General features: G+C 59.4%; 33 protein-coding genes. 15 read left to right on the top strand and 18 right to left on the bottom strand.

Features of this window, described 5'->3' with window-relative positions; translation table 11 throughout:
• Nucleotides 1-1,153: 1,153 nt before the first annotated feature.
• Nucleotides 1,154-1,345, top strand: coding sequence for a hypothetical protein (locus tag AACW87_RS19170; RefSeq protein WP_339385747.1), 192 nt, complete (start codon nucleotides 1,154-1,156; stop codon nucleotides 1,343-1,345).
• Between the two features lie 265 nt (nucleotides 1,346-1,610).
• Here AACW87_RS19170 and AACW87_RS19165 read toward each other — a convergent pair whose 3' ends face one another.
• The 15 genes from AACW87_RS19165 to AACW87_RS19095 form a co-directional block, all read right to left on the bottom strand.
• On the bottom strand, nucleotides 1,611-2,195 hold the full coding sequence (locus AACW87_RS19165) for an antitermination protein Q (RefSeq protein ID WP_241325847.1): 585 nt from the start codon (nucleotides 2,193-2,195) through the stop codon (nucleotides 1,611-1,613).
• Nucleotides 2,196-2,239: 44 nt separating this feature from the next.
• Entirely contained in the window at nucleotides 2,240-2,593 is a 354-nt protein-coding gene (locus AACW87_RS19160) for a DUF1064 domain-containing protein (RefSeq protein ID WP_241325846.1), read from the bottom strand.
• A complete protein-coding gene (locus tag AACW87_RS19155) occupies nucleotides 2,590-3,579 on the bottom strand; it encodes a DUF968 domain-containing protein (RefSeq protein ID WP_241325845.1) in 990 nt (329 codons plus the stop codon). Before AACW87_RS19155 ends, AACW87_RS19160 begins: the two co-directional genes overlap by 4 nt.
• On the bottom strand, nucleotides 3,576-3,839 hold the full coding sequence (locus AACW87_RS19150) for a hypothetical protein (RefSeq protein WP_241325844.1): 264 nt from the start codon (nucleotides 3,837-3,839) through the stop codon (nucleotides 3,576-3,578). Before AACW87_RS19150 ends, AACW87_RS19155 begins: the two co-directional genes overlap by 4 nt.
• Nucleotides 3,840-4,003: 164 nt before the next feature.
• Nucleotides 4,004-4,228: a DUF2188 domain-containing protein gene (locus tag AACW87_RS19145; RefSeq protein WP_241325843.1), complete on the bottom strand. Its 225-nt coding sequence runs from the start codon at nucleotides 4,226-4,228 to the stop codon at nucleotides 4,004-4,006.
• Nucleotides 4,229-4,331: 103 nt separating this feature from the next.
• Nucleotides 4,332-5,153 (bottom strand): BRO-N domain-containing protein, encoded by an 822-nt coding sequence (locus tag AACW87_RS19140; protein WP_241325842.1) that lies wholly within the window; start codon nucleotides 5,151-5,153, stop codon nucleotides 4,332-4,334.
• Nucleotides 5,154-5,202: 49 nt separating this feature from the next.
• Nucleotides 5,203-5,586: a DUF4406 domain-containing protein gene (locus AACW87_RS19135; protein ID WP_241325841.1), complete on the bottom strand. Its 384-nt coding sequence runs from the start codon at nucleotides 5,584-5,586 to the stop codon at nucleotides 5,203-5,205.
• A gap of 101 nt (nucleotides 5,587-5,687) precedes the next feature.
• Nucleotides 5,688-5,894 carry a hypothetical protein gene (locus AACW87_RS19130; protein WP_241325840.1) on the bottom strand — a complete coding sequence of 69 codons (207 nt, stop codon included), beginning with the start codon at nucleotides 5,892-5,894 and terminating at the stop codon, nucleotides 5,688-5,690.
• Nucleotides 5,891-6,121: a hypothetical protein gene (locus AACW87_RS19125; RefSeq protein WP_241325839.1), complete on the bottom strand. Its 231-nt coding sequence runs from the start codon at nucleotides 6,119-6,121 to the stop codon at nucleotides 5,891-5,893. The genes AACW87_RS19130 and AACW87_RS19125 overlap by 4 nt, the downstream gene beginning before the upstream one ends.
• On the bottom strand, nucleotides 6,118-6,816 hold the full coding sequence (locus AACW87_RS19120) for a phage antirepressor KilAC domain-containing protein (RefSeq protein ID WP_241325838.1): 699 nt from the start codon (nucleotides 6,814-6,816) through the stop codon (nucleotides 6,118-6,120). The genes AACW87_RS19125 and AACW87_RS19120 overlap by 4 nt, the downstream gene beginning before the upstream one ends.
• Before the next feature lie 22 nt (nucleotides 6,817-6,838).
• Nucleotides 6,839-7,093: a hypothetical protein gene (locus AACW87_RS19115; protein WP_241325837.1), complete on the bottom strand. Its 255-nt coding sequence runs from the start codon at nucleotides 7,091-7,093 to the stop codon at nucleotides 6,839-6,841.
• Nucleotides 7,093-7,590, bottom strand: a complete 498-nt coding sequence (locus tag AACW87_RS19110) for a hypothetical protein (protein WP_241325836.1) — start codon at nucleotides 7,588-7,590, stop codon at nucleotides 7,093-7,095. Before AACW87_RS19110 ends, AACW87_RS19115 begins: the two co-directional genes overlap by 1 nt.
• The gene (locus AACW87_RS19105) at nucleotides 7,568-8,686 is read right to left on the bottom strand and encodes a conserved phage C-terminal domain-containing protein (protein WP_241325835.1); all 1,119 of its coding nucleotides are present in this window, start codon (nucleotides 8,684-8,686) and stop codon (nucleotides 7,568-7,570) included. The genes AACW87_RS19110 and AACW87_RS19105 overlap by 23 nt, the downstream gene beginning before the upstream one ends.
• Before the next feature lie 278 nt (nucleotides 8,687-8,964).
• Nucleotides 8,965-9,471 carry a phage regulatory CII family protein gene (locus AACW87_RS19100; RefSeq protein ID WP_241325834.1) on the bottom strand — a complete coding sequence of 169 codons (507 nt, stop codon included), beginning with the start codon at nucleotides 9,469-9,471 and terminating at the stop codon, nucleotides 8,965-8,967.
• A complete protein-coding gene (locus AACW87_RS19095; RefSeq protein ID WP_339385746.1) occupies nucleotides 9,437-9,703 on the bottom strand; it encodes a hypothetical protein in 267 nt (88 codons plus the stop codon). Before AACW87_RS19095 ends, AACW87_RS19100 begins: the two co-directional genes overlap by 35 nt.
• A gap of 108 nt (nucleotides 9,704-9,811) precedes the next feature.
• On the opposite strand from AACW87_RS19095, the gene AACW87_RS19090 reads away from it, so the two are divergent.
• The 9 genes from AACW87_RS19090 to ssb all read left to right on the top strand — a co-directional run bounded on the left by AACW87_RS19090 (nucleotide 9,812) and on the right by ssb (nucleotide 17,298).
• Nucleotides 9,812-10,504 carry a S24 family peptidase gene (locus AACW87_RS19090; protein WP_241325833.1) on the top strand — a complete coding sequence of 231 codons (693 nt, stop codon included), beginning with the start codon at nucleotides 9,812-9,814 and terminating at the stop codon, nucleotides 10,502-10,504.
• Nucleotides 10,505-11,919: 1,415 nt separating this feature from the next.
• A complete protein-coding gene (locus tag AACW87_RS19085) occupies nucleotides 11,920-12,057 on the top strand; it encodes a hypothetical protein (protein ID WP_232307780.1) in 138 nt (45 codons plus the stop codon).
• A gap of 35 nt (nucleotides 12,058-12,092) precedes the next feature.
• Complete coding sequence (locus AACW87_RS19080) at nucleotides 12,093-12,743, top strand: DUF1281 family ferredoxin-like fold protein (RefSeq protein ID WP_241325832.1); 651 nt, start codon at nucleotides 12,093-12,095, stop codon at nucleotides 12,741-12,743.
• On the top strand, nucleotides 12,740-14,068 hold the full coding sequence (locus AACW87_RS19075; RefSeq protein WP_241325831.1) for a phage N-6-adenine-methyltransferase: 1,329 nt from the start codon (nucleotides 12,740-12,742) through the stop codon (nucleotides 14,066-14,068). The genes AACW87_RS19080 and AACW87_RS19075 overlap by 4 nt, the downstream gene beginning before the upstream one ends.
• On the top strand, nucleotides 14,065-15,876 hold the full coding sequence (locus tag AACW87_RS19070) for a DNA cytosine methyltransferase (protein WP_241325830.1): 1,812 nt from the start codon (nucleotides 14,065-14,067) through the stop codon (nucleotides 15,874-15,876). Before AACW87_RS19075 ends, AACW87_RS19070 begins: the two co-directional genes overlap by 4 nt.
• Entirely contained in the window at nucleotides 15,873-16,310 is a 438-nt protein-coding gene (locus AACW87_RS19065; protein WP_241325829.1) for a hypothetical protein, read from the top strand. The genes AACW87_RS19070 and AACW87_RS19065 overlap by 4 nt, the downstream gene beginning before the upstream one ends.
• Nucleotides 16,286-16,480 (top strand): hypothetical protein, encoded by a 195-nt coding sequence (locus AACW87_RS19060; protein WP_241325828.1) that lies wholly within the window; start codon nucleotides 16,286-16,288, stop codon nucleotides 16,478-16,480. The genes AACW87_RS19065 and AACW87_RS19060 overlap by 25 nt, the downstream gene beginning before the upstream one ends.
• A gap of 87 nt (nucleotides 16,481-16,567) precedes the next feature.
• Nucleotides 16,568-16,825, top strand: coding sequence for a hypothetical protein (locus tag AACW87_RS19055; RefSeq protein ID WP_241325827.1), 258 nt, complete (start codon nucleotides 16,568-16,570; stop codon nucleotides 16,823-16,825).
• On the top strand, nucleotides 16,825-17,298 hold the full coding sequence (ssb, locus tag AACW87_RS19050; protein WP_241325826.1) for a single-stranded DNA-binding protein: 474 nt from the start codon (nucleotides 16,825-16,827) through the stop codon (nucleotides 17,296-17,298). The genes AACW87_RS19055 and ssb overlap by 1 nt, the downstream gene beginning before the upstream one ends.
• Nucleotides 17,299-17,456: 158 nt before the next feature.
• On the opposite strand, the gene AACW87_RS19045 is transcribed toward ssb, so the two are convergent.
• Nucleotides 17,457-18,644: a tyrosine-type recombinase/integrase gene (locus AACW87_RS19045; RefSeq protein WP_241325825.1), complete on the bottom strand. Its 1,188-nt coding sequence runs from the start codon at nucleotides 18,642-18,644 to the stop codon at nucleotides 17,457-17,459.
• Nucleotides 18,645-18,827: 183 nt separating this feature from the next.
• On the opposite strand from AACW87_RS19045, the gene sbcB reads away from it, so the two are divergent.
• Together sbcB and AACW87_RS19035 are read left to right on the top strand one after the other, a co-directional pair.
• Nucleotides 18,828-20,255 (top strand): exodeoxyribonuclease I, encoded by a 1,428-nt coding sequence (sbcB, locus tag AACW87_RS19040; RefSeq protein WP_241325824.1) that lies wholly within the window; start codon nucleotides 18,828-18,830, stop codon nucleotides 20,253-20,255.
• A gap of 152 nt (nucleotides 20,256-20,407) precedes the next feature.
• Nucleotides 20,408-20,914, top strand: coding sequence for a hypothetical protein (locus AACW87_RS19035; RefSeq protein WP_043556869.1), 507 nt, complete (start codon nucleotides 20,408-20,410; stop codon nucleotides 20,912-20,914).
• A 70-nt stretch (nucleotides 20,915-20,984) separates the two neighbouring features.
• Here AACW87_RS19035 and AACW87_RS19030 read toward each other — a convergent pair whose 3' ends face one another.
• Nucleotides 20,985-22,694 (bottom strand): glycoside hydrolase family 36 protein, encoded by a 1,710-nt coding sequence (locus AACW87_RS19030; RefSeq protein WP_241325823.1) that lies wholly within the window; start codon nucleotides 22,692-22,694, stop codon nucleotides 20,985-20,987.
• A 191-nt stretch (nucleotides 22,695-22,885) separates the two neighbouring features.
• Here AACW87_RS19030 and AACW87_RS19025 point away from each other — a divergent pair, with 191 nt between their 5' ends.
• The 3 genes from AACW87_RS19025 (at nucleotide 22,886) to cdd (ending at nucleotide 25,006) form a co-directional block, all read left to right on the top strand.
• Complete coding sequence (locus tag AACW87_RS19025) at nucleotides 22,886-23,242, top strand: CidA/LrgA family protein (protein ID WP_042035460.1); 357 nt, start codon at nucleotides 22,886-22,888, stop codon at nucleotides 23,240-23,242.
• The gene (locus AACW87_RS19020; protein ID WP_043556867.1) at nucleotides 23,239-23,925 is read left to right on the top strand and encodes an LrgB family protein; all 687 of its coding nucleotides are present in this window, start codon (nucleotides 23,239-23,241) and stop codon (nucleotides 23,923-23,925) included. The genes AACW87_RS19025 and AACW87_RS19020 overlap by 4 nt, the downstream gene beginning before the upstream one ends.
• Nucleotides 23,926-24,112: 187 nt before the next feature.
• On the top strand, nucleotides 24,113-25,006 hold the full coding sequence (cdd, locus tag AACW87_RS19015; protein WP_241325822.1) for a cytidine deaminase: 894 nt from the start codon (nucleotides 24,113-24,115) through the stop codon (nucleotides 25,004-25,006).
• Nucleotides 25,007-25,073: 67 nt separating this feature from the next.
• On the opposite strand, the gene AACW87_RS19010 is transcribed toward cdd, so the two are convergent.
• Nucleotides 25,074-26,738: an AMP-binding protein gene (locus AACW87_RS19010; protein ID WP_241325821.1), complete on the bottom strand. Its 1,665-nt coding sequence runs from the start codon at nucleotides 26,736-26,738 to the stop codon at nucleotides 25,074-25,076.
• Nucleotides 26,739-26,746 lie beyond the last annotated feature (8 nt).

Genomic DNA, 26,746 nt, shown 5'->3' with positions numbered 1-26,746 from the left:
AACCAAAATAAATCAATGGCTTAAGAAAAGGAACAAGCAAACTCAAAAGTTGATCGCAGCCTGCTGCCTCGCAACACTTCTTAATTACAGAGCAACCCACGGATAGGGAGCAGGTAGCATGTACGCAGCCGAGAGCCGCTTGTAAAACGACGTCGCCTCGCTCTACTGCACATGGCACTAGGCCAGTACAGCCTGATAGACCTGAGACTATCGCAGATCCAACTTGCTGAGACTCAAGGTACTCTAGTCATGACTACAAAATACTATCGGCCGGGCTACACCACCTGATTCAGCGAGCTCCCCGTGGTGAAGGCATAACCTTGGAAAGCTGGGCTAGCTTTGAGCGAAGAACATCGACTTTAGCGGGTGGGGCCTTACTAGGTGGCTCTGGATGGATGGCGACCACCTTGATGAAAATCCGGTGGGAGCTCCGTTTCCCAGGTTCTCTTTTACAGCTCCGCGTTTCTGCCACTGTCTCCACGTAGCTGAGATAACGTAGGTAGTGAACAATGTCGCTGGCCAAATCGCTCTGTACCTGCAGCAGCTCCACTACCGCGTGCAAGTCGAAGAACTCCCCATGCTGTAACCCCCACTCGGCCACCTTCAATGCTGGCTCTCTCAATTTGCTATCCATGCCGATCCCACTGGATTACCTCACTGATCACCAAGATAGCTGCCACCAGAGGTGGTTTGCCACTCCACTGAGGTGCACACGTAAAGAAGATCCAATGATAGCCTTATGAAAGTCAGAGGCGCGCCATTGTGTAATCGACTAACACAATGGCGATGGATCGAAATCTGATTGTCGTGATGTCAAGATTGCTGCCTATAAAGCCATCCGCTACTGGCGCGGAAATCCCCCAAGAGGGAAGTGCAATGATGGCCCTCCATCATAGGAGACAGACAGGGGGGTAGGACAGCTGATGGGTATCTAACCAATGTGAAAATCGTAAGCTTACTGGTCAAACTCTCGTCACATTGATAATCATGCCTTGTCCAACAACAAGAATGATCGGAAAATAGCGCATCAGGCCCAAATGGCCATAGCTTGATGATGCCACTACACGGCAAATCACTGCGGACGATAAGGAGAATGAGATGAAGAACCACGTTTACAGGATTAGTACAATCCCGCCAACAGAAGGAGAGCATGATGCTCGACGACGGCACAGACAGTCGGAAAGACGACAAAAAGAAAGCCACTTCACATCAAAATATGAAGTGGCTACTTGGTAAGCTAATCGACGTTTCACTGACGTTAGCTTTTGAGCAAATTTTGCTGCATCTTTGGGTTCACATGCTGCCAGGCCTTGAACACATAGAAGTAGTCAAAATGATCGTTTGATCTGGAAGGGGCTTAGGCCCCTTTTTTCGCGCCATTTGGCGTAACTATTTTACATTGCAAATATTACCTGTGTTGTCGACATAGTGCAACTCGACAGCGATGCGCATGCTAGTCAACAAATCACCTAAAAAACCTCACAACTTAGCGCGAAAAATTCAAATCGTATTTAGGCTCTGATTTTCTTTGGGTTTTCGAGTAAAAATGCCTCCAAAAATACCGCTGTCGCCCCCCCAAAAAAACCAACGAACAGATGAGCATCATGCGACTATGCCGCCGTCACCCGCTTGTAAAACGACTCCACCTCGCTCTCCTGCACATGGCACCAAGCCAGCACGGCCTGATAGAGCGGGTACCACTGCCGTTCCCACTCACCGCGGCTCAGCGTGCCCAGTAGCGGCTCAATGGCGCGGCGCACCTGGGTACCAGGGATCGGGCGCAGGCCGGTGCCGTTGCAGCGCGGGCAGGTCTTGTCGACGGCCTTGCCGTGCAGGCGGCTCAGCTCCAGATCACGGATCACCCCGCGCCCCCGGCAGAACTGCGGGTGGCAGGATGCCCCTGGGGTATCCACGGTGCGGCAGTAGTGCTGGACCGCTACTGCAGCGATCGCCTTCAGGGCCATGCCCTGGCCACGCTCCTTGATGGCCCCCACATACTTGGGCGCCAACTTGCTGCACTCTGCCATCACCCCCAGCACGGCCTTACGGTGGCTGGCATTGTCCTTGGTGTAGCGCGCCATGATCAGCGCCAGCCCCACCCCTTCATACTTCTGCACCAGCCCGAGCGCCCCCAGCACATCGGCCCGGGTCAGGTGAGAAGATCCGGTCGAGCGGGACTGAATAGCCTGGATCATCACAGAGCGAGGCTCCCCTATTGAAATCGCGTATTCGAGCCGCATCAGAATGCCTCCAGTGACCAGTTGGCGCCTTTACGCATCACCCCGACGAAGGTGAACATCCAGTGCTGCTTGGCCGCCACCTTGATCTTCACCCGGGCGTCATCCTCCCAGAACCCCTTCACCTCATGCAGCTCGATCAGCCCATCCCGGCGCACCACCATAAAATCGGGGGTATAGAAGGTCTTGTCGGCCAGCCGTAGCTTGAGCGGCTCGAATTCGTAGTGCAGCACCTCCCCCGCCAGCATCAGCAGGCGCAGGTGGCCGGCATAGGCCTCTTCGGTCTTGTTCATGGTGCCCGGTACCGGCTGCGGGCGGGCCCGCGCCTTCACCACCTTCCCACTGTATGGCGTCATCCAAACACTCCCAGGCCTGCGGCCTTGTTTAACGTCATCGCGACGTGATCCAGCTGGCTGCCGTGGGTCTTCTCCCATTGCTGCCAACCGTTGTTGTGCAATTCCATGTGTGCCTGGTGGCAGAGCGGGAAGGTCATCAGGTCATGGGTCTTGCTGCCCATCACACTGAGCCCGTGTCCCACTACGTGGTGCGCCTCGATGCCATCGGCCTGGCCGGTCACTACACACGGCAGCTGGCGCACGAACGCCAGATAGTTGGCCGACTCCCATCGCTTCATCTTGGGGCGGGGAATGTGCAGCATCGGCGGATCCGGGTCGATGGCCTTCACCGCAGGCTTGGCGCAAATCCGGCTGCGTAGCTCAGCCAGCGGGTCGTGCTCCAGCAGTGCTGTCTGGCTCACCCGATAGCGGGCATCGGTCTCCCGATAGCCGCGCCCAGGCACCAGCACCCGCTCAGGTTCCCGCGGGGGCAGGCGGCAGGCGTGGCGCACCACATCGATGGGCAGCAGACCCTGCACCTTGTACACGCAGGCCCACCAACAGAGATCCCGCGCCTGCAGCTGGGCAAGGGCGACCCCGCACCAGCCCGCCACCCGGGTCAGCAGCGCCCGGGCGATGGCCACAGCATGCTCACCCGGGTTGAACGGCAGCTGGCCATCGCGAAACTCGTTGTCGTGGTGCCAGCACAGCGGCAGCGGCAGGCCACCCATCTCGGTAGTGACCGACTCCCCGATGCAGCCATGGCCGATCAGGCACTGGCCCACGCTGCGCAAGGCCAGCTCGCCGCCGGCCGCCTTGACGATGGCAGGATTGAGCAGGGCACTGGCCAGCTCCGGGAACTGGGCCAGCAGATCCCCCCCTTCCGTGGCCGGTACCAAAACCGCAGGGCGATTGCCAAGGGCAGCGCGCAACTTGGCCACCCCCTCACCCACCTGCAGCAGCACCATCCCCATCTCCGGCACAAATACCGGTTGAGTCGGTGTCACCCCAACTTCTCCACCAAATCGAGCTTGTCCAGCAGCGGGCCCAGGCGGGTCAACAGCTGATAGCTGGCAGAGCGGCGCAGCAGGTGGGATTCGGATGCAATGACCCGGCGGGCAGCCTCGGCAGCGGTCAGGCCCGGGCAGGAAGTGTCGATGGAACGGAACAGCTCGGCGCTGGCGTTGAGGGCAGCTCCGGCAGGGTTGCTGGCTTGCTGCTGTAAATGGTGTGCTCTGGCCGCGCTGCGGCTAGTAAACTTGCTCATGTGACCCCTTTACCTCACGGTAGTGGTTCAGCCGATCGCTGGAATACACTTGGTATTTTGCCGGCTATTTGGAGATGGTTGTATCAATAAATAAACAATTGAAGGCTCTGCCAGCTTCAGACTGACAGCGTTAATCAATAAAGGGGACTTACGTCCCCAGTCTGTTAGCCCTTAGGTGGGTAAGGATCATTTCCATAAGAGTTTTTCTCACGGAATTGCCCTTTCTCATTGTGAACAAGTACTTCACTGCGTTGATTTTGAGCAATACCACGTGCAGCCTCAAACGCTTCCTGTTGTGTTGCATGGTGAGAGGTATCTTTCGAATTCCCAGCACCTCGTACTGCCCACTGATCACCTCTTGGTACTACATGCTGATTTTTACCTGACATAGCGCACCTCCAGTTGTGTTTATGTCAGAAAAAACAATACGCTCAATAAACAAACAACACAACATACAGTAAAAATAATGCGATGAAATACTGTATATGGTGTTCATGCCGCCACCTTCCCCAGGCCCACCCGGGCCAGCAGATCGGCGAAGCGGCTCTGGTACCAGTGCGGCGCGGTTTCCCGTTGGCAGCGCGGATCCACGATGTTCTTGCCGAACAGCAGCCCCTTCGGCGTGATCGACCAGAACTCCTTCTGCTTGTCCGCGGTCTTGCTGGACGGCCGGCTCATCTTGACTAGCAGCCCATTGGACTCGAGCAGGGCGTTGAAATAGCGCACCCCCATGGTCACCCCGTGCTGCTTCAGGCCCTCGGTAGCCGAGAAGGTCGTCCGCGAACTGCCGTCAGTGGCATCGCTCGGCGCGTCAATGGCGTAAGAGGGCAGCAGGTTCGGCAGGCCATGCTGGCGCTGGATGGTCTGCAGCATGCCCAGCTTGCCGGAGTTGCTCACATTCAGCATGCGGGCAGCGGTCTCAGCAAACAGCAGCTCGACCTGTACCGCTTCCACATTGACCGTCGAACCAGTGGATACCTGGTACTGGCCGGTCTTGCGCAGGGTTGGCAACACTTCGCTCATCACCCAGCGCTTGAACGCCTTGGCAGCTGGTAGCGTGCTGGACATAATCGCCTGATACAACCCAGCCTCTGTTATAAGCGACTGATTTACATAGTTTACTCCATTTTGGATCACCCTTTTTCGCTTGTCCTCTTCATCGATCAGCTTGTTCATACTGTTGGTTTTCTCATAACCCAGCGCCCGCGCTACGTCAGAGGCTACAAACCACAGCCGCTCGCCATCCTGCTCTATGCGGATAGAACCGAACTGCTCATTACTGAACATAACTACCGCACTACTATCTCCCGCCATGTCACTCTCCCGATTGTCATGATGTAGGCCTAGGCCAAAATAATACTGGTTATATATCCAGTAGTGCAATCCCACTGATCCAGAATTGCCCGGCCACTTCACACACGCTCAACTGGTACAGATCCAGTCCAAAGGCCTGCGCCCTGGTGAACTCCCGACGAGCGCCACTGCTCTGCTGCCAGCCAGGGAGAAAGGCCACCGCCTCGCATTCCATCAGCATCGGGATGGCGATCCGCATATAGGCCTCATGGCTCCATCCGTCCGGCAGAATAGCGGGGTTCATCACCTTGGCCCCCAGCGACTTCAGGTGCTCCTCTGCGGCAAAGAACGTCGGCCGGTTGAACTCCGGGAAGCCGGTCGTGGGCCCAGCTACATACACCTTCACCCCATCCAGCAGGATCAACCCTGCCTCTGCCACTGGTTTAATGGTCATCACGGGCCTCCTCGGCCAGGTTGTTCACGGCGGGAGCGCCCACCGACAGGTTCGCAGCCAGGAACAGCGCCACAAACACCAGCATCACCACGAAGCCCGCCTTAGCCATGACTGGCCGCCTTGGCCTTCGCCGCCAGCTCGGTGAGCTCACGGCAGGTCGACACCAGTCTCGGCTCGTCCTCGAACTCATCCCATTCGAGCTCGGGGCCCACCTCCTCTGCCAGCCACTGGCGCAGCAGCACCCAGACCAAGCCCAGCAACGCAAACCAGGCCAGCATCAAGGCCAACAACATCCATTCGATACTCATCCTTTCCTCCCCCTCCCGGTGGTGGTGTGATGGGCGGCGCGAGTCAGCGCCACCCCGACAACGTGGGCCGCATGCTCGGCCACCGATTCAAATCCGTATTCCCCGATCAGGTAGAGCGCGATCATGATGGGCATGCCCGCCTCCTTGGTGCGCTCAACCTCCTCGATGGTCAGCACCGGGGCGTACCAGTCGCGGGTCGCCGTGTGCTGGGCGTAGTAGTGCATCATGCAGCCACCCCTTTCAGATGCCCGGTGTCCAGCAGCTTCTTGGTCAACCACTGCTGCCCCTTGCCGGTGATCAGCGGTTGAAAGCCAAGGCGGGTTTCGCCGTGAACCTCATAGGGCACCTCAGCCACAGTGAAATAGCCCCGCTCCAGATACTCTTGAAACGGCAGGTTATGCCTGTTGCCACCCGCCATCAGGATCCGCAGCTCACGCAACAGGGAGAAGATCCGCTTCGGGCCAAGGCCAACCGTCTTGGCAAAACTACCGATCAAGGTGCCCTTGTCGGCACCGGCCACCCTATCGGCAAACTCAGCCTTGGGAGCCTGAGTTGCGATCAAGGACTGCGCTTGATCCAGCTCCAATGCCAACCGGCCGGCCTCAAGCAGTGCCTCGGCATAAGTGCGAGGTACTGCAGGTGCTTGGCTTGCTTCCAGCTCCTGCCAGCGACGAATGATCCGCATCCGTAACGCTGCGCTATAGCCAGCCACCAGACAGAGACTTTCTTCTTTGTCCAACATTAGGCACGGCTGGGTACGTCCCATGCTGTCCTGGTAACCAGCCGGCTTTTCGGCCGATTGAATTTCGACCAGCATTTTGCGGATATCTTCCAGCACGTGTTTATGCTGTTTGCCGGTCAACTCGGCCACTTCCACACTGCTCATCATCGGGCCTGCGCCCAGTAACATCATCTCGTTCATGTCATTCTCCCGAATCTCATGCTTACAAACGAACCAGCTCCACCACCCTGCCCCGGATCCGCGCCGCTTCGGCCCGCGCTCCCTCGGCCCCATCCATCACCAGGTAATAACCGGCGCCGGTAGCCGCATCGGTCTGGCCGAGGTTATCCAGCGAGTTCGATACCTCCAGATGGACCCGCTCACCGACCCAGCCCCGTACCGGCGGATAGATGACTACCCGGCAGAACTGCGACTCACGCACATCACGCTCGGCATTTGCATTGAATTGACCAGCCATCACGCCATCCTCCCTGTCACTGTGACACCACGCTGACGCAGCTCGGCCAGCAGGCTGGCCAGCTCGGCCGCCACCAGATCGGCACTGACGGAGTGCTCACGCTTGAATACCCTGACCTCGGCGATCATCTCGCAGGCCCGAATCGATATGGTTTGCCCGGTCGGCGAGGTTGGCTGGGCGGCCTGCATCATGCTCAACACAAGCGCCTTCACTTCGGCAGGGCGGGGAGCAAATTGCCGATCGGCCTCATCTGCCAGCTGCAGCACCGCATCGCGCACCAAACCGACAGGGAACCCCTTGATAGTCAGGGCCCACGCCTTGGCTGTGCCAGCAGCGTTGCTGTCCAACTGGTTGGCGCTGGCCGGCCAGAAGGCGATCATCATCGGGAACAGCTCACTGGCCAGGAACAGGGTTAACGGGTCTGCAGCGCGGGGATCGGCTGCTTGCAGGCTACCTTGGCGCAGCACTACCACGTCAGAGGATGGTGTTGTCGTCATAGCCGATTCCTCCTGCTGCCATAATGGCTTGGGCCTGCTTCTGGGCGTTGGCAAGGTTTGACGGGCGTTTACGTTCGAACCCCTCCCACTCGCCGTCGACACAGCGTGGGCGGCCGATGGCATCCCAGCGCTTGGCCGCAGCCAGATACCCGTCGAACTTCTGCGGGGCGAATACAGTCATCGGGCGCAGGTACTCGCTCATTTTGAGGTCCGTTGCCCAGTGTGCGGTCTTGAAGTCCACTACCAACTGCAGGTCAGCAACAGAGTGGCCGTCAGCCAGACGGGCGTTGATGTTCTGCAGGGCGGTGGGTTTGGCTTGATAGCGGCGATCGGCCACTGCGTTGAAGTGCTCCAGCACCGACTTGGCTTCTTGACTCACCACCAGAGCGATCTTGCGCTTCTGGTCTCGTTCGGTTTCGTCAGAAACCGGACAAGAGATCTGTTTAAGATCCTCTGTACTATCTAATTCTTTTACTTCTTGTTCTGTTGTCGTGACGGTCGGGGTCCCTATGGGCGCGACAGTTGGAGCGACAGCATCACCGCTCAAAGCCGCACCAGCAAAGGCATTGGGCGGGACACTCTGCACCCCGATGTGCACCCCGATGGGCGCCCCATTTGTCGCGCCCTCAAACTGCTCTGTTGCGAATGGCTCGCAATTAGAGGTAACCGGCTGCAGGGCGGCCTGATAGTCGTCGTAGTTGCAGATCTCGATGATGGTGCCCCACGGGGTGCCACGCAGTTCGAGCATCCCCTCTTTGGCGAACCAGCCAAGCAGGCGCTCGGTCGACTTCTTGTCGAGACCGCGCCCGCGCTCGTCACGTAGCTGCTGGCCCAGCTCGGTGGCGCTGATCACCAGCTGGCCGCGCAGCAGATGCCAATCACGCCCCTTGTAGCGCACGCAACCTGCCTCGTAGGAGGCCATGCTGATCAACCGCATCCAGGCGGCCAGCTTGGTCGCATTGCGGGCCCAGTCGGCTTGCAGCAACGAACGCCAGCACACCACATAACCACTGCGACGGTTGTCACTCATGTTGTTGCTCGCCTTCCTGTTGATAGGGGCGGCCACCGGGGCCGCCAGTCTGATCACCTCACCCATGGCGCATTGCCTCCAGATGCTGCTTGAGCGAGCGCAGGTGGCGATCTATCAAATCTGGAGTTGCAGGAATCCTCAGACCAAGCGGGCCTCCATAAACGAGGAATGTGCCTTGTGTGCCAACAACCAACCTCGGCATAGTGGTTGGTAGCTTGAACCTGAAGGAGGGTTTCAGAGGTTGCACGTTGCAGATAGGTTGGATATGATCTTTCATGTTCTCATCCTGTTCGATGTTTGAACCATGGCCCCGACTGTTGACGCAGTGCGGGGCCGCCTTGTTTCTACTTGCCGGCGGTGGCCGGCAAGGTCCGCACGTTGACGGCGGTGGTGCGGATCAGACCCAGCACATGCTCGGCTGCCTGGGTGCCGATCCGCTCAATCTGTCCGTGCTCCATCCGGTCGATCACCCCATCGGCGCGGGCGTCGTGGATCGACTGCATCAGCTTTCCGAACACCGACTGAGCCAGCAGCACCTGCTCCACCAGGTCATCGTCGCTGACGACACCGGCCGGCAGGTCAACGAGCGCTTTGCCACGGCTGGCCGCCCAAGCTTCCAGAATCCGGTTGTCGCCAGTGAGCTCAGTGACGGCGACGGCCTCGCCCAGGTTCAGGTGATGGCTGTCGCAATCTGGGTTGAGCTTGTTGGCCAGCACGGTCTCGCCCTTGCCCATCAGGCGGGCGATCTCACTGATGTTGCGGTCCTTGCCGAGCAGGTATGCAGCAACTAAAACGTTCGGACGTGAAACCGAAGGTTTACTTAACGTGGAAGTTTCGGTTTGCTGTGTCATGATCTGCTCCGTGTTCATCTTGAGGCTTCAGTGCCGACAAGATATCGGCGGCTCGGTTCGCGAGAGGCAAAGCTGAAATATCGACTTGGCTCAAACCTTGCTGTTTAAGCTTGAGAATCCAGGTAGATGGAACCTTGCCTCTCCGAAATGCATTGCTCACTGCTTCTGGCGTGATATTCAGTGCCGCAGCGAGAGCACTCTTGGAGCCAAATCGAGTTATCAGGGTATGCATGGCGTCCTCTGGTCTTTTGTATCGCCACAATAATAACCAGAGGTTAGGTTAAAACTCAAGAGCTTAAAGTTAGTCGCCAGTCACAACATAATAACCGGACGTTAGGATATGAATGAGAATCAGACAGAAATGGCGCGTTACGAGTCAGACAAAATTGCATTCGCCAAGAGACTCAATCTGGCTCTTGATGAGTTGAACTGGCCACAGAGGGGACGCATTGCCCAGCTGAAACGCACTCTACGCGAGGATCTATCTGAGATTTCCGTTCGCAAGTGGCTAAGAGGTGATGGTCTACCTGAAGTTAAAAGGCTGGGTGAGCTTTCCAGAATTACTGGGAAAAGCGTGCAATGGCTGCTAACTGGGAGTGACACCAATAACGGCAACGTAGAACCTCAGCCATACCCCGTATACAGGGTCCCCATGATTTCGTGGGTGAGTGCCGGGGAGTTCAAGGAGTGTGGTTTTATTCCCACTTTGGAAGAGGCCGAGGAAACTATCATAAGCCCAGTGCGAGCGGGCCCGAGAGCTTTTGCTGTCGTGGTAAAAGGCGACTCCATGGTTTCTTCACAGGGCGGGAAGTCATACCCAGAAGGCACGATCATCATCGTTGATCCAGATGTTGAACCTGCACCAAGCAAGAAAGTAATTGCCCGTTATGGCAATGACATGACGTTCAAAGAGTTGGTACTAGACGCTGGTAATTGGTGGTTGAAGCCACTAAATCCTCAATATCCCATGCTACAGGTCAATGAGGATGTTCAGATCTGTGCGGTGTTAGTCTGTGCGGTGATGATTGAGTAGCAAATTGCTGCTCACCTGGCGCCGCAATTTGCGAACCGCTGAATTTTGAGCAACTAAGTGCCCATCAGGTTTTACCACCACCCTCGAAATTTCTACCCTCAATCCGATCCATGACCGCTGCTTCTTGAAGTAGGCGGCATGCCATTTCCTGCCTAGGTCACAGACAGATTTTTTAAACCTTCCCCACCCTACCTGCAGCGCCATTGGCATCATTCTCCATATCCGTCCCAAGAGCCACATCACAATGGGCTAAGCGACAAAGATAAAAAAAACCCAAAAACTAACTTTTAGCTATTGACGAAAAATATAACCGATATATCCTAACCGCAAGTTAGCAAATCATCTGTTTGCGAAAGACAACCCCAGCCGGAGGGCCAGCACAACACTGGCAGCGGTGGCAACAGACCGCTTGGGGACATAACACCGGCAACCGGGCTGACTCACCTCCCCGCACTCCCTTGGCAAGGCGTGAATGCGTGCCGACCAAGGTGAACGGAAATTAAGGCAGTGACCGGCTGACAGCTGGAAAGACAGCGCAGTTGAAGTGATAGCGAACGAAGCGAGTGGCGGGTCTGACTCCCCAGCCACCCACCCGGTGAAAGGCCGGGACACAACCGGGATTGCATTGATAGGACACCGGCATCGGATCTAAGGCAGCGACAGGAAGACCAGCAAGTTTGGTCGGACTGGATTGGTCGAACCGCCCGGGCTGAAAGCAAGACCAGTGCAATCCACGGTTGTGGTGATAACCATCCCATCGGCTGCATGCAGCCGGGAGGTGCCGATAGGAAGTGCAATCGTAGGCCACCACAGCAAACCCGTCAGTTGGGCAAGTCGAAAGACCTCAGCGCTGACGCCGGATAGGGTAACCGGCAACCAACCCACCGCAGGGTTACGCGGTAGCCTGATCACGCTGTGAAGCGCCACCAAGGCCCTCGCCGAGAGGCGACAGTTTCGAAATGGTAGGTCTGCCCGTGAGGGCGCACCGGTGCCGACAACAAGAACGGCTGACTCGCTGTGAAGCGCTCAGCCTCACCACAGGTGCAACGCATGTGGTTACTACTCCTGATGTTGTTCTGGCTGATCGGGCTGACAGCTGACCAACAAGCAACACCCACCGTCACCCACCTGACGGCGCCATCAAGGGCAGCACCACCGCCCACGCTGGCACAGGGCTCCAGGCCCTGCCAAAACAGCCCGACATGCTCTCTCCTGGCCCCGGCAACGGGGCCCTTATCCCACAAGCGATAGCGGCCCAACAGCGGGTCACGGCCTCCTTTTGCCTGTCGCTTGTGTGATGAGACCAATTTCAGAGATAGCGGAGGCAGCCATGCACCCAAGCGAGTTCATTGCCAAGCACATCAAGGCGACGCTGGAGAAAGAGCAATTTCCCCCCCCTGGCGATCTCGCTGGGCGTGGCTGAAGCCAAACGCTATTTCGACCGGACACCCAGCTTTGCCAAAGGGAAGGTGTTCGATGAGTGCCTCAAGGCGGCCCGCGCAGTAGCCAGGATCGCGAAGAAGGCAGAGTCGGCCAAGCAGGCCAAGCCCTGATCCGGGGTACGGGTCGCAACGAGTGAGGAAAGACCATGCCAAACCATGTAACCAACATCATCCAAGCCCCGCGAAATGTCCTTGAGTCGCTCATCAATGGCGAAGGAAAAGTCGACTTTAACAACGTGGTCAGATTTCAAGGCAAATTCGAATGGGACGGAATATGTCTTTATTCAGAACGAGCCGCAGAGGTGGTCACCAAGACCCCGTTGGATGAAAACCCGTTTATAGCCAGCCTTGAGCGACATAACCGCAGCAATGTGAATGTGCTCGAAATGAACGATGAAGGGTTTGAGCAGTTCGTCCAAATGCTACGCAACAAGCGTCAGCACGGTTTCTTCCACACGATGGACTTTGCCAGAGAAAAGTGGGGCACAAAGTGGAATGCCTATTCGCAGAAGATCTGTCTCGATGATGGATTTGTACAATTTGATACGGCGTGGGCATGCCCGGTGAAATTGTTGGAGTCGCTATCAAAGCAGCACCCTGGCATCGATATCATCGTCAAATACGCTGACGAGGATATCGGCAGCAACTGCGGGACGCTGACCTTCAGGGATGGCAACATCGTTGCGCAAGAATGCGCGGGCCGCTGGGGCGAGATGTCTGAACTGGCCCGTGCCAAGTGGTCTGAATTTGCCTACGAGGTAACTGGCAGCAGTCGCGAAGAGGATGGTGAGGAATGAACCACTACGCCCAAGCACTGGCCGAGCTGCAACTCCTGCCAGACCACGAACTCAAGCAGATCGGCGACCAGTGGCAGACCCCCAAGGCGTTGGCCTGGGGCCTGTTCCACCAGTTCGCCCCCACCCTGGGGCCGGTGGTGCTCGATATGTTCGCCGACGACTGCAACGCCCTGGTGCCGAACTACTACGACGCCGAGGATAACGCCCTCACCCAGGAGCTGGCCGCAGACCTGCGTCGCCTAGGTGGCGCTGCCTATGCCAACCCGCCCTACTCCCGTCCTTGTGTGGATGGAGACGGCAACCCCATCACCGGGATGGAGGCCATTCTCAACTATTGCCGCGAGCAGCGGGCGCTGGGCGCCAAGATCATGCTGCTCATCAAGGCTGCTACCAGCGAGACCTGGTGGCCGGAGGATGCCGACTTCATCCAGTTCATCAGCGGACGTATCGGCTTTGAGTTGCCGCAATGGTACAAACCCCGCGACCCCAAGAAAGACAAACCCACCGCCAGCGGCTTCGCCTCCGCTGTGGTCATCTTCGATACCAGTTGGCAGGGCGAGCGCCGACCCGAAGCACGCCTGCGCCGGGACGACCTGATCACCACCGGCAAGATCATCCTCGACATGATCCACCGCCAAGCTGTCGCGCTCAACGAAGAGGCCAGCCAGGCCATCGCCAAGGCCGTTTCTACCGAGCCAGCCATGCCGCAAGAGCAGCCCGCCATCGCGCATCTGGCAGCGGGGGAGTCGCCCGTGGTTACCGACTATCTGATTCATCAGCTCGCCACTGACGTTGCACTGACTACGCTGGGTTTTGAAGTTAGCCGACCGATTGCCCAGGATCAGATTGAGCGGGCACTGTGCGGTAAAACGCACCACCCTGACTATGCCGAACCTGGTCTCTACTTGGCGAGATATGTAGATGAGGCCACGCAGCTTTCCGATGCTGAACAGAACACCCTTCGCAGCTACCTGAACGGGTGGTTTGAAGAAGGCGAACTGCCGTCTGAGATCTGCTATCGCCTGACCCTGGCTGCCGCCAACCTCAAAGCAGGCAAGCCTGTCCACGATGGGTTCGTGCTGGAAGGGCGGACGCCTGTCCTACCCCACTGGCAGCGCCACCCCGCAGTGAAGGGGATCATTTACCAGATCGACGATGCCGACATCCTGACCCCGGCCAAGACGGCCGAGCTGGCCGGCTGGATCATCGACAACCTGACAACCAGTTTTGACCTGCTGGAAATGGCTACGGCCAAGGCGGCAATGCTGCTGACATCGGGTGAAGACCAGCTGACGCTATCTCTGAATGACGGGGAGGCCGCATGAGCAAATCACTTCGCCGCTCCCGCGCCGTCAGGGCCAAGGTGACCGGGGCCCCGCTCAATCTGGAGTCTGCCATCAACGTGGACATGTTCGCCGGTGGCGGTGGTGCCAGCACAGGGATCGAGCGTGGGCTGGGGCGCCCGGTGCACATCGCCATCAACCACAACCCCAAGGCGCTCTCCATGCATCAGGCGAACCACCCGGAGGCTCTGCACCTGCCTGAGGATATCTGGGCTGTGGACCCGGTTGCTGTGCTGGCGGGGCGCTCGATCGGTTGGCTGCACGCCAGCCCGGATTGCACCCATCACTCCCAGGCCGCCGGCGGTCAGCCGCGCAAGCAGGAGATCCGCAGCCTCGCCTGGGTGATTATCAAGTGGCTGGCCCTGGGTAAAACCGCTGTGCTCTCCATGGAGAACGTCAAGCAGATGCGCACCTGGGGGCCGCTTATCGCCAAGCGTGACAAAGCCACGGGCCGGGTGATCAAGCTGGTCGAGGTTCAGCGCGGCAAGAAGACCAAGATCGAGCAGCATATCGCCGAGCCTGGGGAGCGGGTGCCACGCCAGCAGCAATATCTGGTACCGGATCCCAAGCGTGCAGGCCAGACCTGGCGCCGCTTTCTGGCCAGCATCGAACGTCTGGGATATGTGGTCGATCACACGGTCCTAAACGCTGCGGACTACGGGGCGGCCACCAGCCGCCAGCGCCTCTATCTCGTGGCCCGTCGGGACGGAGAGCCAGTTTGCTGGCCGGCCCCGACTCACTGCAAGGCACCGGTCCCGGGTAGCGCCCTGAAGCCGTACCGGGTGACTGCGGATCACATCGACTGGTCGATCCCCTGCCCCAGCATCTTCCTCACCAAAGAAGAAGCCAGGGACCAGGGCCTGAACGTCAAACGCCCGCTGGCAGATGCCACCTTGGAGCGCGTGGCCATCGGGGTGATCCGCGAGGTGCTGACCAATCCCAAGCCCTTCATCATCGAACTGGCCAACTGGTCAGGGCGATGTGTCGACTCGGTTGATGCACCGCTGCGCACCATCACCGGTTGGCCGAAGGGAGGTGCGTTCGCCGTCTGCAACCCGAGTCTGGCCCCTCTGGTGGTGCGCCACTTCGGTAAAGGAGGCGAGCACGGGGTGGATGAACCCGCAGCGGCCATCATGGCCGGCGGCGGTGGCAAGTCCATGCTGGCCGCACCCTTGATGATTCAGGCCAACGGCGGATTCAACACCGTGCCAGCCAGATCCGTGACTGACCCGTGCAGCACCATCACCTCAAGCGGCAGCCAGCAGCAACTGGCCTCGGCCTTCATGGTGCACCTGCGCAAGAACTTGCCGCCAAGCACACCTGAGAGCCAGCTCCCCACCATCGTTTCAGCGGGCCAGCACCACGCCACAGTGCAGACAGTGATGGCCAGCCCAGGTGAATACGGCCTGACACCGGAACAAGAAGCCGGGGCCCTGCGGGTCAGCGCCTTCCTGATGCGCTACTACTCGAACGGCGGGCAATGGGGGGCCGTCACCGAGCCGATGCACACCATCACCACCAAGGACCGGCTGGCTCTGGTGACCGTGACCTGGTGCGGCAGCACATGGGTGATCGTGGATATCGGCCTGCGCATGCTGGTACCTAAAGAGCTTTATGGCTGCCAGGGCATGCCCCGCCACTACATCCATGACCGTGGCCACGACGGCACCCCGCTGACCATCACCGATCAGGTACTGATGGTCGGCAACAGCGTCAGTCCGCCACCGATGGCAGCCATCGCCAGAGCCAACAACCCCTACAAACGCCTGCAGATAAGGAGAGCAGCATGAGCATCGTTCAGGACGTTGCCGAGTGGGTACATGCCCAGGTAGAGGGGGCTCTATGTGGGGATGTGGCAGCTGAGTTCGCCATCACTGCGATCAAGGCCAGCATGGTGATGAGCCAGATCCATCGAGAGTCTCGCTTCACAACTCGGGTTGAGCACAGTTGCATCCTTGATGCCAACGGCCGGGGGCGGAACACCCGCCGCCTCTATGTTGAGGTGGTGAAGCCGCCGCAGTGGCGCAAGACCCCTGTGGTAGGGACTTGCGGGGATCAGGTCGTTCGGTTCGAGAGCGTCACTGACGCAGAGAACAAGGGCGGTTTTGTCAGGGAAGGCATCACCCGCTGTCTTGCCGGCCAGCAAGAGAAACACGGCGGGTACCGCTGGCAGATAGACACAACCAAAGGAGCAGGTAAATGCACCGTTACCACTACACCCTGAATGCCGCTACCGAACTGGGTGCCGCGCAGGATCGCCTGACCGGCACCGTCGAGGCGCATCACCCGATGACCCACCAACAGATCAGGCTGGCGGCCATCGACCAGGCGCCGGCCGCTTATCTCAACTTCAACGAGCTGGAGTACCAGGAGATTGAGCCGGGCACAGATTGAAGGACTGACCATTCTGGTCAGCACCACACTGATATTGGCCGTACTGGCCATGATGTAACGAACACAACGACTGTCCGGGAGGACACGATGGATCAACGACTTCACAAGCGAAATTACCGGGATGACATCCAACAGGCTATCCAGCAGGAACAGGCCACGATGTATCCTCAAGCCGCCCTCTCCTACAAGAAGGCCCAGCACCACGCCGCCAGCGCAGATATGCAGGCCAATGCCAAGTTCGCCATGGCCCGCCGCATTCACTGCTTGAAGATGGCCAAAGACCCCCAGTGGAAGGCGGTCAACGCCAAGTTCCAGCAACTTTATCAAGCGCTGGAGACTCACTGATGGCCAGCCGCGGAATCAACAAAGTCATCCTGATTGGCAACCTTGGGCAGGATCCGGAGGTACGTTACATGCCGAGCGGTGGTGCTGTCACCAGCATCACCCTGGCTACTTCCGAGACCTGGCGCGACAAGCAGACCAATGATCAGAAAGAGCGTACCGAGTGGCACCGTGTAGTTTTCATGGGGAAGCTCGCTGAAGTAGCCGGAGAGTGGCTGAAGAAGGGCTCCCAAGTCTATGTCGAAGGGAAGTTGCAGACTCGCAAGTGGCAGGACCATGGCGGCCAAGAACGCTACACCACGGAGGTGCTGGTCGATAGCTTCAATGGCGTGATGCAGATGCTGGGAGGGAATGGGCAAAGCGGAGGGGGAAAACAGCAGGGGGGATACAGCCAGTCAAGACCAGCGCAACAGCCGGTACAAACACCGGCACATAACAAACCACCCATCGATTACGACGATGACCTGCCGTTCTAGGACTCACTGGAGGATATATGCTTGAACCAATTGAAAAAATAGAGCAAAAAGAGCTGCTGGTGATGCTGGGAAAAGGTAGGACTGCGCTTTACCACCTTCGCAATAAAGACGCCACTTTCCCCAAGCCCATCGACCATCAGCCCCTGCGCTGGATAAAGTCACACATTATGGCCTGGATTGACAGCCACAACAGAACCCAAGCCCAATCCTAACTCACGCTGGAGGACCGACCACCAAAGCTCATATGCTGCTCGTTGGTCCTCCAGCCAATCATGCTTGTTGTACACCGCCATCACGCCGAGCAGCGCATGACCCAGCATCGTCTCAGTGATATGCGGTGATACGCCGAGTTCGGATAGCCTTGTTGATAGGGTGCGTCGGGCATCATGAATACGCCAATGCGGGATCCCCAAGTTGCTGCGCAACCGGCTAACCAGTCGGTTACATGAGTGGATCTCGACAACCCCACCAGATTGCCCTGGGAACAGATACTCAGGATCAACCGATGCCATGCCAGCCCGCTCGAACAACTGGCGGCCAATGGTGGTGATCGGTCTACGAATTTCACGCCCCGTCTTGCTGACCTCGGCCGGCACAGTCCATACCATGGAGTCAAAATCCAGATCGCTGCGCTTGATGGTTCTCGCCTCCGAGAGGCGACAACCATAGACCAGGCAGAGCAGATGGATCACCTTGTTGGCGGTACCGGCACGGCACGCTTCAATGGCTCGCCATATCTTGACCACCTCAAGCACCGTCAGCACCCTGCTACCGGTTTTTGGCATGGCCCCCACATCACGGGCCCGTAGGCTCATCATGCAAGGTGGTTGGATTGAGCCGCGGCGGATATGCCAGTTGAAGCAGGCCTTGAGCGCGGTGATCACCGAGCGGGTAACACCTGGTGCCCGTTCGCTGATGGCATCGAAGTAGGTCAGCCACATATCCATGGTGATCTGGTTGAGTGGTCTGTCTGGCAGGCGGTTCTTCACCGACGAGAAGGTATAGCGATAGTTTTTCTGGGTACTCTCGCGACACTCACGCATCACATACTTGTCAAACCACTCATCGAGTAGCAACGCGGGTGTTGGTTCATCCCCTGTCTCGACAGTTTGCTCAGGACCGGCCTTGAGCTCTGCGGCCTTTATCCTAGCATCCCGAAGCGTCACTCCAGGGTAACGGCCGATTGTCGTCCTGACTTGTTTCCTGTCCCGCATATGGCGCACCTGGAAGGTGATCAGCCCCTTGGGTGATACCCTGACACCAAGCCCATCACCGTCAGTGACTTCGCTCTGACCCGTGTATGGTTTACCATTGATGCCTCGCAGCCAGCTGTCTGAAATTGCCATCGCTCACCCAATAAAATTTTGTACTAACAAAATACCATATTTTGTACTTCTAGTTGTACTAAATAGCCAGTGAACGAGGCTAGACAGCGGTGAACAACGAAAGAATTACTGAGTGCTCAGATATGACTGAACACACCATAAAGAACCATAAAATCAAAAGCCTAGGCGATATATAAAGAACAAATGAGCACATCAAAGAACCAAGCCACACAGCAAACCTTCTACTTCCACGATTACGAGACCTTCGGCATCAGCCCGGCCAAGGACAGACCGGCGCAGTTCGCCGGCATTCGTACCGACGGGGATTTCAATCTCATCGGCGAGCCGCTGGTCATCTATTGCAAGCCGCCGGCGGACTATCTGCCGGAGCCGGAGGCCTGCCTCATCACCGGCATCACGCCGCAAAAGGCGATGAAGGACGGGCTGTGCGAGGCAGATTTCATTGCCCAGATCCACGAGCAGTTTGCCACCCCGAATACCTGCGTGCTGGGCTACAACAGCATCCGCTTCGATGACGAGGTGACCCGCTACACCCTCTATCGCAACTTCTACGACCCCTACGCCTACAGCTGGCAGAACGGCAACTCCCGCTGGGACATACTCGACATGCTGCGGGCCTGCTACGCCCTGCGCCCGGAGGGGATAGAGTGGGCCTTCGATGAAGAGGACAAGCCGAGTTTTAGGCTCGAAAAACTGACGGTGGCCAACGGCGTGGCCCACGCCAACGCCCACGATGCCCTCTCGGACGTGCTGGCCACCATAGAGATGGCCAAGCTGGTGAAACAGGCCCAGCCCAAGCTGTTTGGCTATCTGTTTGAGCTTCGCAACAAGAACAAGGTCAAGGCACTGATCGACGTGGTGACCATGAAGCCGCTGACCCATGTCTCCGGCATGTTCTCCCCCTGGCAGGGGTGCGTGAGCTGGGTGTCGCCGCTCGCCTGGCATCCCAGCAACCAGAACGCGGTGATCATGGTGGATTTGACCCGCGACCCCACCCCGCTCATCGAGCTCACCAGCGACGAGATCCGCGAGCGACTCTATACCCGCAAGGACGAGCTGGGGGATCTGGCGGCCATTCCGGTCAAGCTGGTACACATCAACAAGTGCCCCGTGCTGGCGCCGGCGGCCACCCTGACCTCCGAGCGCGCCGACGAGCTTGGCATAGACAGAGAACAGTGCCGCAAGAGCCTGAACCTGCTGCGGGCTCACCCCGAGGTACGGGAAAAACTGGTGGAGGTGTTCAATCAGGAGTTTGCGGGCAACAACGACTCGGATCCGGATACCCAGCTCTACGCCGGCTTCTTCGGTCACGGCGACAAGGCCACCATGGATCTGGTGCGTGCCACCCCGGCCGAACTGCTGGGGGAGCGGGAATTTGCCTTCACAGACGCGCGTTTGCCCCAGATGCTGTTCCGCTACCGCGCCCGCAACTGGCCGCACACCCTGAGCGAGGCGGAGCAGAAGCGCTGGCGCCTGCACTGCAGCGACTACTTCAGCCGCCGATTGCCGGACTACGCCCCCCGCCTCGAGGCGCTGGCCGAGCAGAATCAGGGTAACGAACGGAACTTTGCGATTCTCAAGAGCCTCTATCACTACCTCGAAGATCTGTGAGATGTGATCGGTTTCACAGTTAAATGTCGGTATGCTCCCCTCGCCCAAGACATAATGGGAAGGGGAGCAAAGACTCCTGAAGTTTCAATTATTTGTGCGCTAACATTGCATTAACGGCCTTTGGCTATCGACCCTTGGGGATGCCTCATCTGATGCGTTCAGGATTATCCGGTTTCGGTTTGCTCGTCTGCTCCCTGCTGCCTTCGGCCGGCATGGCGGGCGTGCGTTTTGATGTCCCCGACTATTTGCTGCAATTGCCGCAGCAGACTTATCAGCTGATCGAGAGCAACTTCAGCCGTCTCTATCAGCAGACCGACTTCACTCCCCAGATCACCAACAGCTATTTCAACCGCTCCGATCTCTACAACTTCGTCGGCGTGCCGCTGGCCATCACCCCCCAGGCGGGTTTTCAGCTGGAAGTGTTCGGTCAGCTCTACAATCGCGCCTCCCAGAGCTATGTGCACATGAGCCAGGACATGTCGCTCTATCGGATGATCCGGGCCGACATGATGGGCAACACCAACGATGAAGTGGCCCTCGGCATGGGGCTCGGCATTCCCCTCAGCCCGCAGCTCACCTTCAAGGCGCTGCTCTCCAGCAACGAGATCCCGGGCTATGGCGCCGCCAACTACGCCATCGGCTTCGAGTGGCGTTACTGACCCCGGCATAGCTGCGCCTTTCGCAATACATTCAGGCTCCCGTGGGAGCCTGAATGTATTGCCAGCCTGCTCAGCGGTAGCGGATCACCCGCCCCTCGCCCCCTTGCAGGGTGAGCGCGGTGCCGACCGCACCCTCATCCCAGAAATCCTGGCCGCCCGATGGCAACAGGAACTCCTGGGGCTGCCCTTCCCAGTTGAAGAGGCAGAGCAGGGTACCGCCCTCGGGCAGGCTCACTTCCCCACAGGCAAACTCCATCGACTCGAAGCGGGCGGACGGAGTACGGACCGCGCACAGGGCCAGCAATTTGTGCAGCTGCGCCGCCTGCCCCTCGTCGAGATCCTGCAGCCGGTCACCGGCCAGCATCATGCCGCCGCTCGCCACCAGCGCAGCCAGATGAAAGCGGTACTCTGCCGGGCTGGCCTGCTGACTCGGCAGATCCCGCAGGCAGATGCAGTCGGGATCCAGCGCCCACAGCCGGTCGTTTTGCCAGGCGCGGCAGAAGGCCTCGCGAGCAATCTGGCGAAAACGGTGGCCATTGCGCTCCACGTCATCGCTTACCCGCATGCCGTGCACCAGGCCGAGGCTTGGCCAGATGGGCGCGTTGCAGCCAAGCAGGAAGGCCCCCTCGCCCGCCCCGCGCAGGATGGCGGCCATGCCGCGTCGGTAGGCCTCGACCCGGGTGGCGGCCGGGTCGTGGAAGCGGCCGCCGTGGATGGCCCCCCAGAAGTTGGCGTCGAGCTTGAAGTAGTGGATGCCCCACTGCTCGCGCAGGGTGCGAAATACCTGCTCAAGGTGAGCCTGCACCTCGGGGTGGGTGCCGTCCAACACATACCAGGGGGTGCAGCGCCAGCCGCCGTAGGTAACCCGCTCGGAGGGCAGCGGCAGCCCGTCATCCCCCTTCACGAACCAGTCGGGGTGCTCCTGAAACACCTGTGAGGTCGGCTCGGTAATAAAGGGGGCGACCCAGAGCGCGGGCTCGCAGCCGGCACTGCGGATCTCCGCCGCAAGGGCTGCCACTCCCTGTTCGAACTTGGGCGAAGGGGTGAGCCAATCCCCCATCTTCGCCTGATAGCCATCGTCGATCTGCACGTAGCGCAGGGCCGGGAAACGCTCTGCCCGCACCGCCAGATTCTCGCGAATGTCGGCGGCGCTCACCTGTGCATAGTAGTGATACCAGGAGCACCAGCCGCTGGGGCGGGTCGCCACCTCGGCGATCAGGCTGCCGTGTTCGGCCTCGATCATGCTCGCCAGCTCGGCCAGCAGCGCCTCGCGATCCGCTCCCTCCAGACAGATCAGCGCCTCGCTCTGCCAGTGCTGGCCGGCAGGCAACAGACGCTCTTCGCAGTTCATCAGGATTTGCAGCCAGCCATCGGGGTAGAGTCGAAACTCCCCGCCAAAACGGTGGCAACTGGCAAAGGCGAGCAGCAGCCAGCCCTTGCCGTGTTCCACCAGCAACAGGTTGTGGACCGTGTGATAGCCGTCGTCGCCGCTGATGCGATAGACGCCGGCATCGGGACAACGGCCCACCGGCTGCGGGGCCTGCCAACTGCCCATGGTCTGGGCCAGCATCTGGAATCCTTCGCCATAGATAGCGCACGCAGGCGAGAGGTCGAGCTTGCCGTCAAACAGCACCCAGCGGCCGACCGGCGTGGCATCAGGGCCTGTGTTGTCGAGCCTGACCCGGCACACTGCCCCGTCCCACTGACGGGTTTGCAACAAATCCGGGGGCAGGCTGCTATCGGCCGCCAGGTGACGCACGCGGGACAAGAGGGATGTCATGGCTACTCCTTGTAATTCATAAACAAAACAAACAGTTCAGAACCTGGTCGTTCGAAAAGTGCATCGAGTCAGAAAATCTTCAATCAAATCAGCTTCAAACAAACTGATTTCAGCTGTTATTGTTTTAATGCCGCGCCCCTGCCTCTCTGGTAAACTGCCCGTTCATTCACAGTTACCAAGTTGGGGCTCACGTGATCGCGCAACGTGCCTTGCTGTACCTTCGTGACTTCATGGTCATAGTCGCCTGCCTGCTGGCGGGCAAAACCCTGGCAGCCATACTGCCGTTCGCCTTCCCCGGCAGCATCATCGGCATGCTGCTGCTGTTTGTGCTGCTCTCCTTGCAACTGGTGAAATTGCACTGGGTCGAGCTCGGCGCCGGCCTGCTGCTGCGCCACATGGGCGTGCTGTTCGTGCCGGTGGCGGTCGGGCTGGTGGCCTGGCTGGAGCCCCTGCGCCAATCGTTCGGCCTCATCATGCTCTGCATAGTGCTCGGGATAGTCTTGATCCTCGGCACGGTCGGCCGGCTCTACCAGAGGATGAACCGATGATCTTCTGGCTTGCCATCCCCCTGACCCTGGCCCTCTACTTCGCCACCCGGGCCCTCTATCGCCGCCTGCCCTGGCCCATCATCAATCCCGTGCTGGTGCCCACCGCCGTCATCATAGGCCTGCTGCTCTGGCTGGATCTGCCGCTGGATCAGTACGAGAGCGGCACCCGCCCCATCACGGCGCTGCTGGAACCCGCCGTGGTGGCGCTGGCCCTGCCGCTCTACCAGCAGGCCCGCCAGATCCAGGCCAGGCTCAAGCCCATCCTAATCTGTACTCTGGCCTCCGTCTTGATCTCGGTCTGCACAACCCTGCTGATCGGTCATTTTATGGGCGCCGATCCGGCATTGCTGGCCTCGCTCGCCACCAAGTCCATCACAACCCCGCTCGCCATGAGCGTCAGCCAGTCCCTCGGCGGCATTCCGGCCATCGCGGCGGCCGTGGTGGTGGTGGTCGGGATTGTAGGCGCCCTCATCGGCTACCCGCTGCTCAAACTGATGCGGGTGACCGACCCCGAAGCCCAGGGGCTGGCCATGGGGGCCTGCGCCCACGCCATCGGCACCGCCACCTCCGCCGAGAAGGGCATTACCCAGGGGGCCTTCTCATCGCTCGCCATGGTGGTGTGCGGCATCCTCACCGCCGCCGTGGCCCCCCTGCTGTTTGCCATTTACCACTGGTTGAGCTGAGTCGTACCGATTTTCGGTTGTGCGGGCCGGGTGGCCCGCCACAGTGCGAGCTGACGCACAGTTTGCGCAAGACAAACGTTTCCTTTACCATCCCCCTCCTTTTGCCCGTCAGGGCGTGAGCGCGCTCACACATTTTGCCGAGCTTGCTCCCTACAATGGCCCCCCAATTGGCCTTTGAGGACACACTATGCATCCCCGTTTTGCCAAGCCACTCGATACCCTGCCCGCCCCGCTCAAAGCGGCGCTGCTGCCCATGCTGGATCCCGAACAGGGCGGCGAATTCAATGCCCGTTTTACCCCTGCGCAAGTGGCAACCCTGAAAGCCGCCACAGGTCTCGATGATCGCGCCCTGCGCCTGGCCCTGCTGCCACTGGCCGCGGCCTGCTCGGTGGCCCCCATCTCCAAGTTCTTCGTCGGTGCCATCGCCTGCGGCCTGAGCGGCACCTGGTATTTCGGCGCCAACATGGAGTTCGCGGGACAAGGGCTGTTCCACTCGGTCCATGCCGAGCAGTCCGCCATCTCCAACGCCTGGCTGGGCGGTGAGACAGGGATCAGCGAGATCACCGTCAACTACACCCCCTGCGGCCACTGCCGCCAGTTCATGAACGAGCTGAGCACCGCCAAGATCCTGAAAGTCTCTCTGCCGGACGACCTGAGCGCCCTGCAATCCTTCCTGCCCCACTCCTTTGGCCCGGCGGATCTCGACATCACGGATGCGCTGATGAGCCCGCAAGCCCATGACGAGCTGACGCTCGAGAACGAGGATCCGCTCTGGCAGGCCGCGCTGGCCGCCGCCCGCCAAAGCTATGCCCCCTACAGTCAGGGCTATGCCGCCGTGGCGCTGCAGTTTGCCGATGGCCGCCTCTTCTGTGGCCGCTACGCCGAGAACGCCGCCTTCAACCCCAGCCTGCCGCCGATGCAGATGGCCTGTGCCCATGCGGTGCTGAACGGTGAAGATCTCGCCACCATCCGCCGCGCCGTGCTGCTGGAGAGCAAAAACGGCCAGATCAGCCAGCGGGACTCCGCCCAGTCCACCCTCAAGGCGCTGGGGTCGGTCGAGCTGGAATACCAGGCCGTCTGAGGTCAAAAACGCCCAACAACAAGGGGAGCCACCGGCTCCCCTTGTTGTTTCTGCTGATTGCTTAGGATCAGGATTCCCAGATGATGCTCTGGGAGGAGGACCAAGCCTCGCCGAGGTCCGCGTATTTCTGCTCCAGCAGGTGGCGGCGGATCTTCATGGTGGGGGTGAGCACGCCGTTCTCTATGTTCCAGGGGCTCTTCACCACCAGGATACCGCGAATTCTGGCGTGGGATTCCAGCTGTTCGTTGACCCGGTTGCGCGCCGCCTCCAGCTGGGCGTTGATGGCATCCCGGTTGCCCTTCATGGCACTCTCGGCCAGTTGCACCAGGGCTACCGGCTGGGGCATGCCGTAACCTATCACGCACAGCTGCTCTATGATGGGCTCCTGCCCCAGCAGCCCCTCGATGGGCACAGGTGCCACGTACTTGCCCTTGGCGGTCTTGAACACGTCCTTCATCCGGCCCGTGATGGTGAGGTAACCCTCCCTGTCCAGCTTGCCCATGTCGCCGGTGTGGAGCCAACCATCACTGTCGATGGCCTCAGCACTGTGCTCGGGATCCTTGTAGTAACCCAGCATCATGCCGTCGCAACGGCAGAGGATCTCCCCCTCATCCGAGATGCGGATCTCGACCCCGGGCCCCGCCTTGCCAACCGTGCCTATCTTGTCGGCCCGAAACGGACAGTTGAGGGTGGAGAAGGCGTGGTTCTCGGTCATGCCCCAGGCTTCGGTGATATTGACACCTATGCTGTAGTACCACTGCAGCAGGGCCGGTGACACTGGCGCCGAGCCGCAGCCCAGCACCCGCGCCTGATCCAGCCCCAGCCCCTTTTGCAACTTGCGTTTGATGAGACCCGAGACAAACGGGATCTTGAGCAGCAGCTCGAGCTTTTTCTGGGGCAACTTCTCGTGGATCTTGATGCGAAACATGGCCCACAGCCGGGGCACAGAGATAAAGACGGTGGGACGGCAACGCTTGACGTCATCGATGAAGGTGTCGAGGGATTCGGGGAAGGCGATGGTGGCGCCGCTGAACAGGCTGCCACCATAGATGTATACCCGCTCAGTGATGTGGGCGAGCGGCAGATAGGAGAAGCCGCGATCGGCGGCGGTCAGCCCCACCGCCTCCACCAGTTTCTCGCACGACCAGGCATAACGCTCGACGCTCAACATGGCGCCCTTGGGCTTGCCTGTGCTGCCGGAGGTGTAGACCAGGCTCAGCAGGGCGTCCGGCACCTGCGCCAGGCTGTCAGCAATGGGCTCGTGCACCTCCAGCAGATCGTCCCACTGATGGCTGGCGGGCATGGTCTCATAAGGCAAGGCGATGCGCAGCAGATCGGCGGGCACACCGGCCTCCTGGCTCTTCCAGTCATCCAGCTTGCCGACGAAGATCGCCTTGGCCTCGCTGTGGCGCAGCACATATTCGATGGTGTCGACGTTGGCGGTCGGGTAGATGGGCACGCTCACATACTGCCCCATCTGCATGGCCAGATCGGCGATGAACCACTGGGCGCAGTTCTTGGAGAGCAGAGCCACCTTGTCACCGGGCACCAGCCCCAGATGACGCAGTGCCGTCACCATGCGGCGCGCCTCGTCGGCGACTTCACCCCAGGTGAAGTCGACGTATTCGCGGTTGATGGTTTGACGAAGGTAGACTCGGTCAGGACACTGCCGCTCCCAGTGATAGAGCATCTCGAGCGGCAGTTTGTTGGCAATACGTGATGAGGAGGCCATAGTTTAAT

Origin of the sequence: Aeromonas sp. MR7 (genome assembly GCF_963899385.1) — a bacterium.
GTDB lineage: Bacteria > Pseudomonadota > Gammaproteobacteria > Enterobacterales > Aeromonadaceae > Aeromonas > Aeromonas bestiarum.
This window is presented reverse-complemented; position numbering and strand designations above follow the sequence as displayed.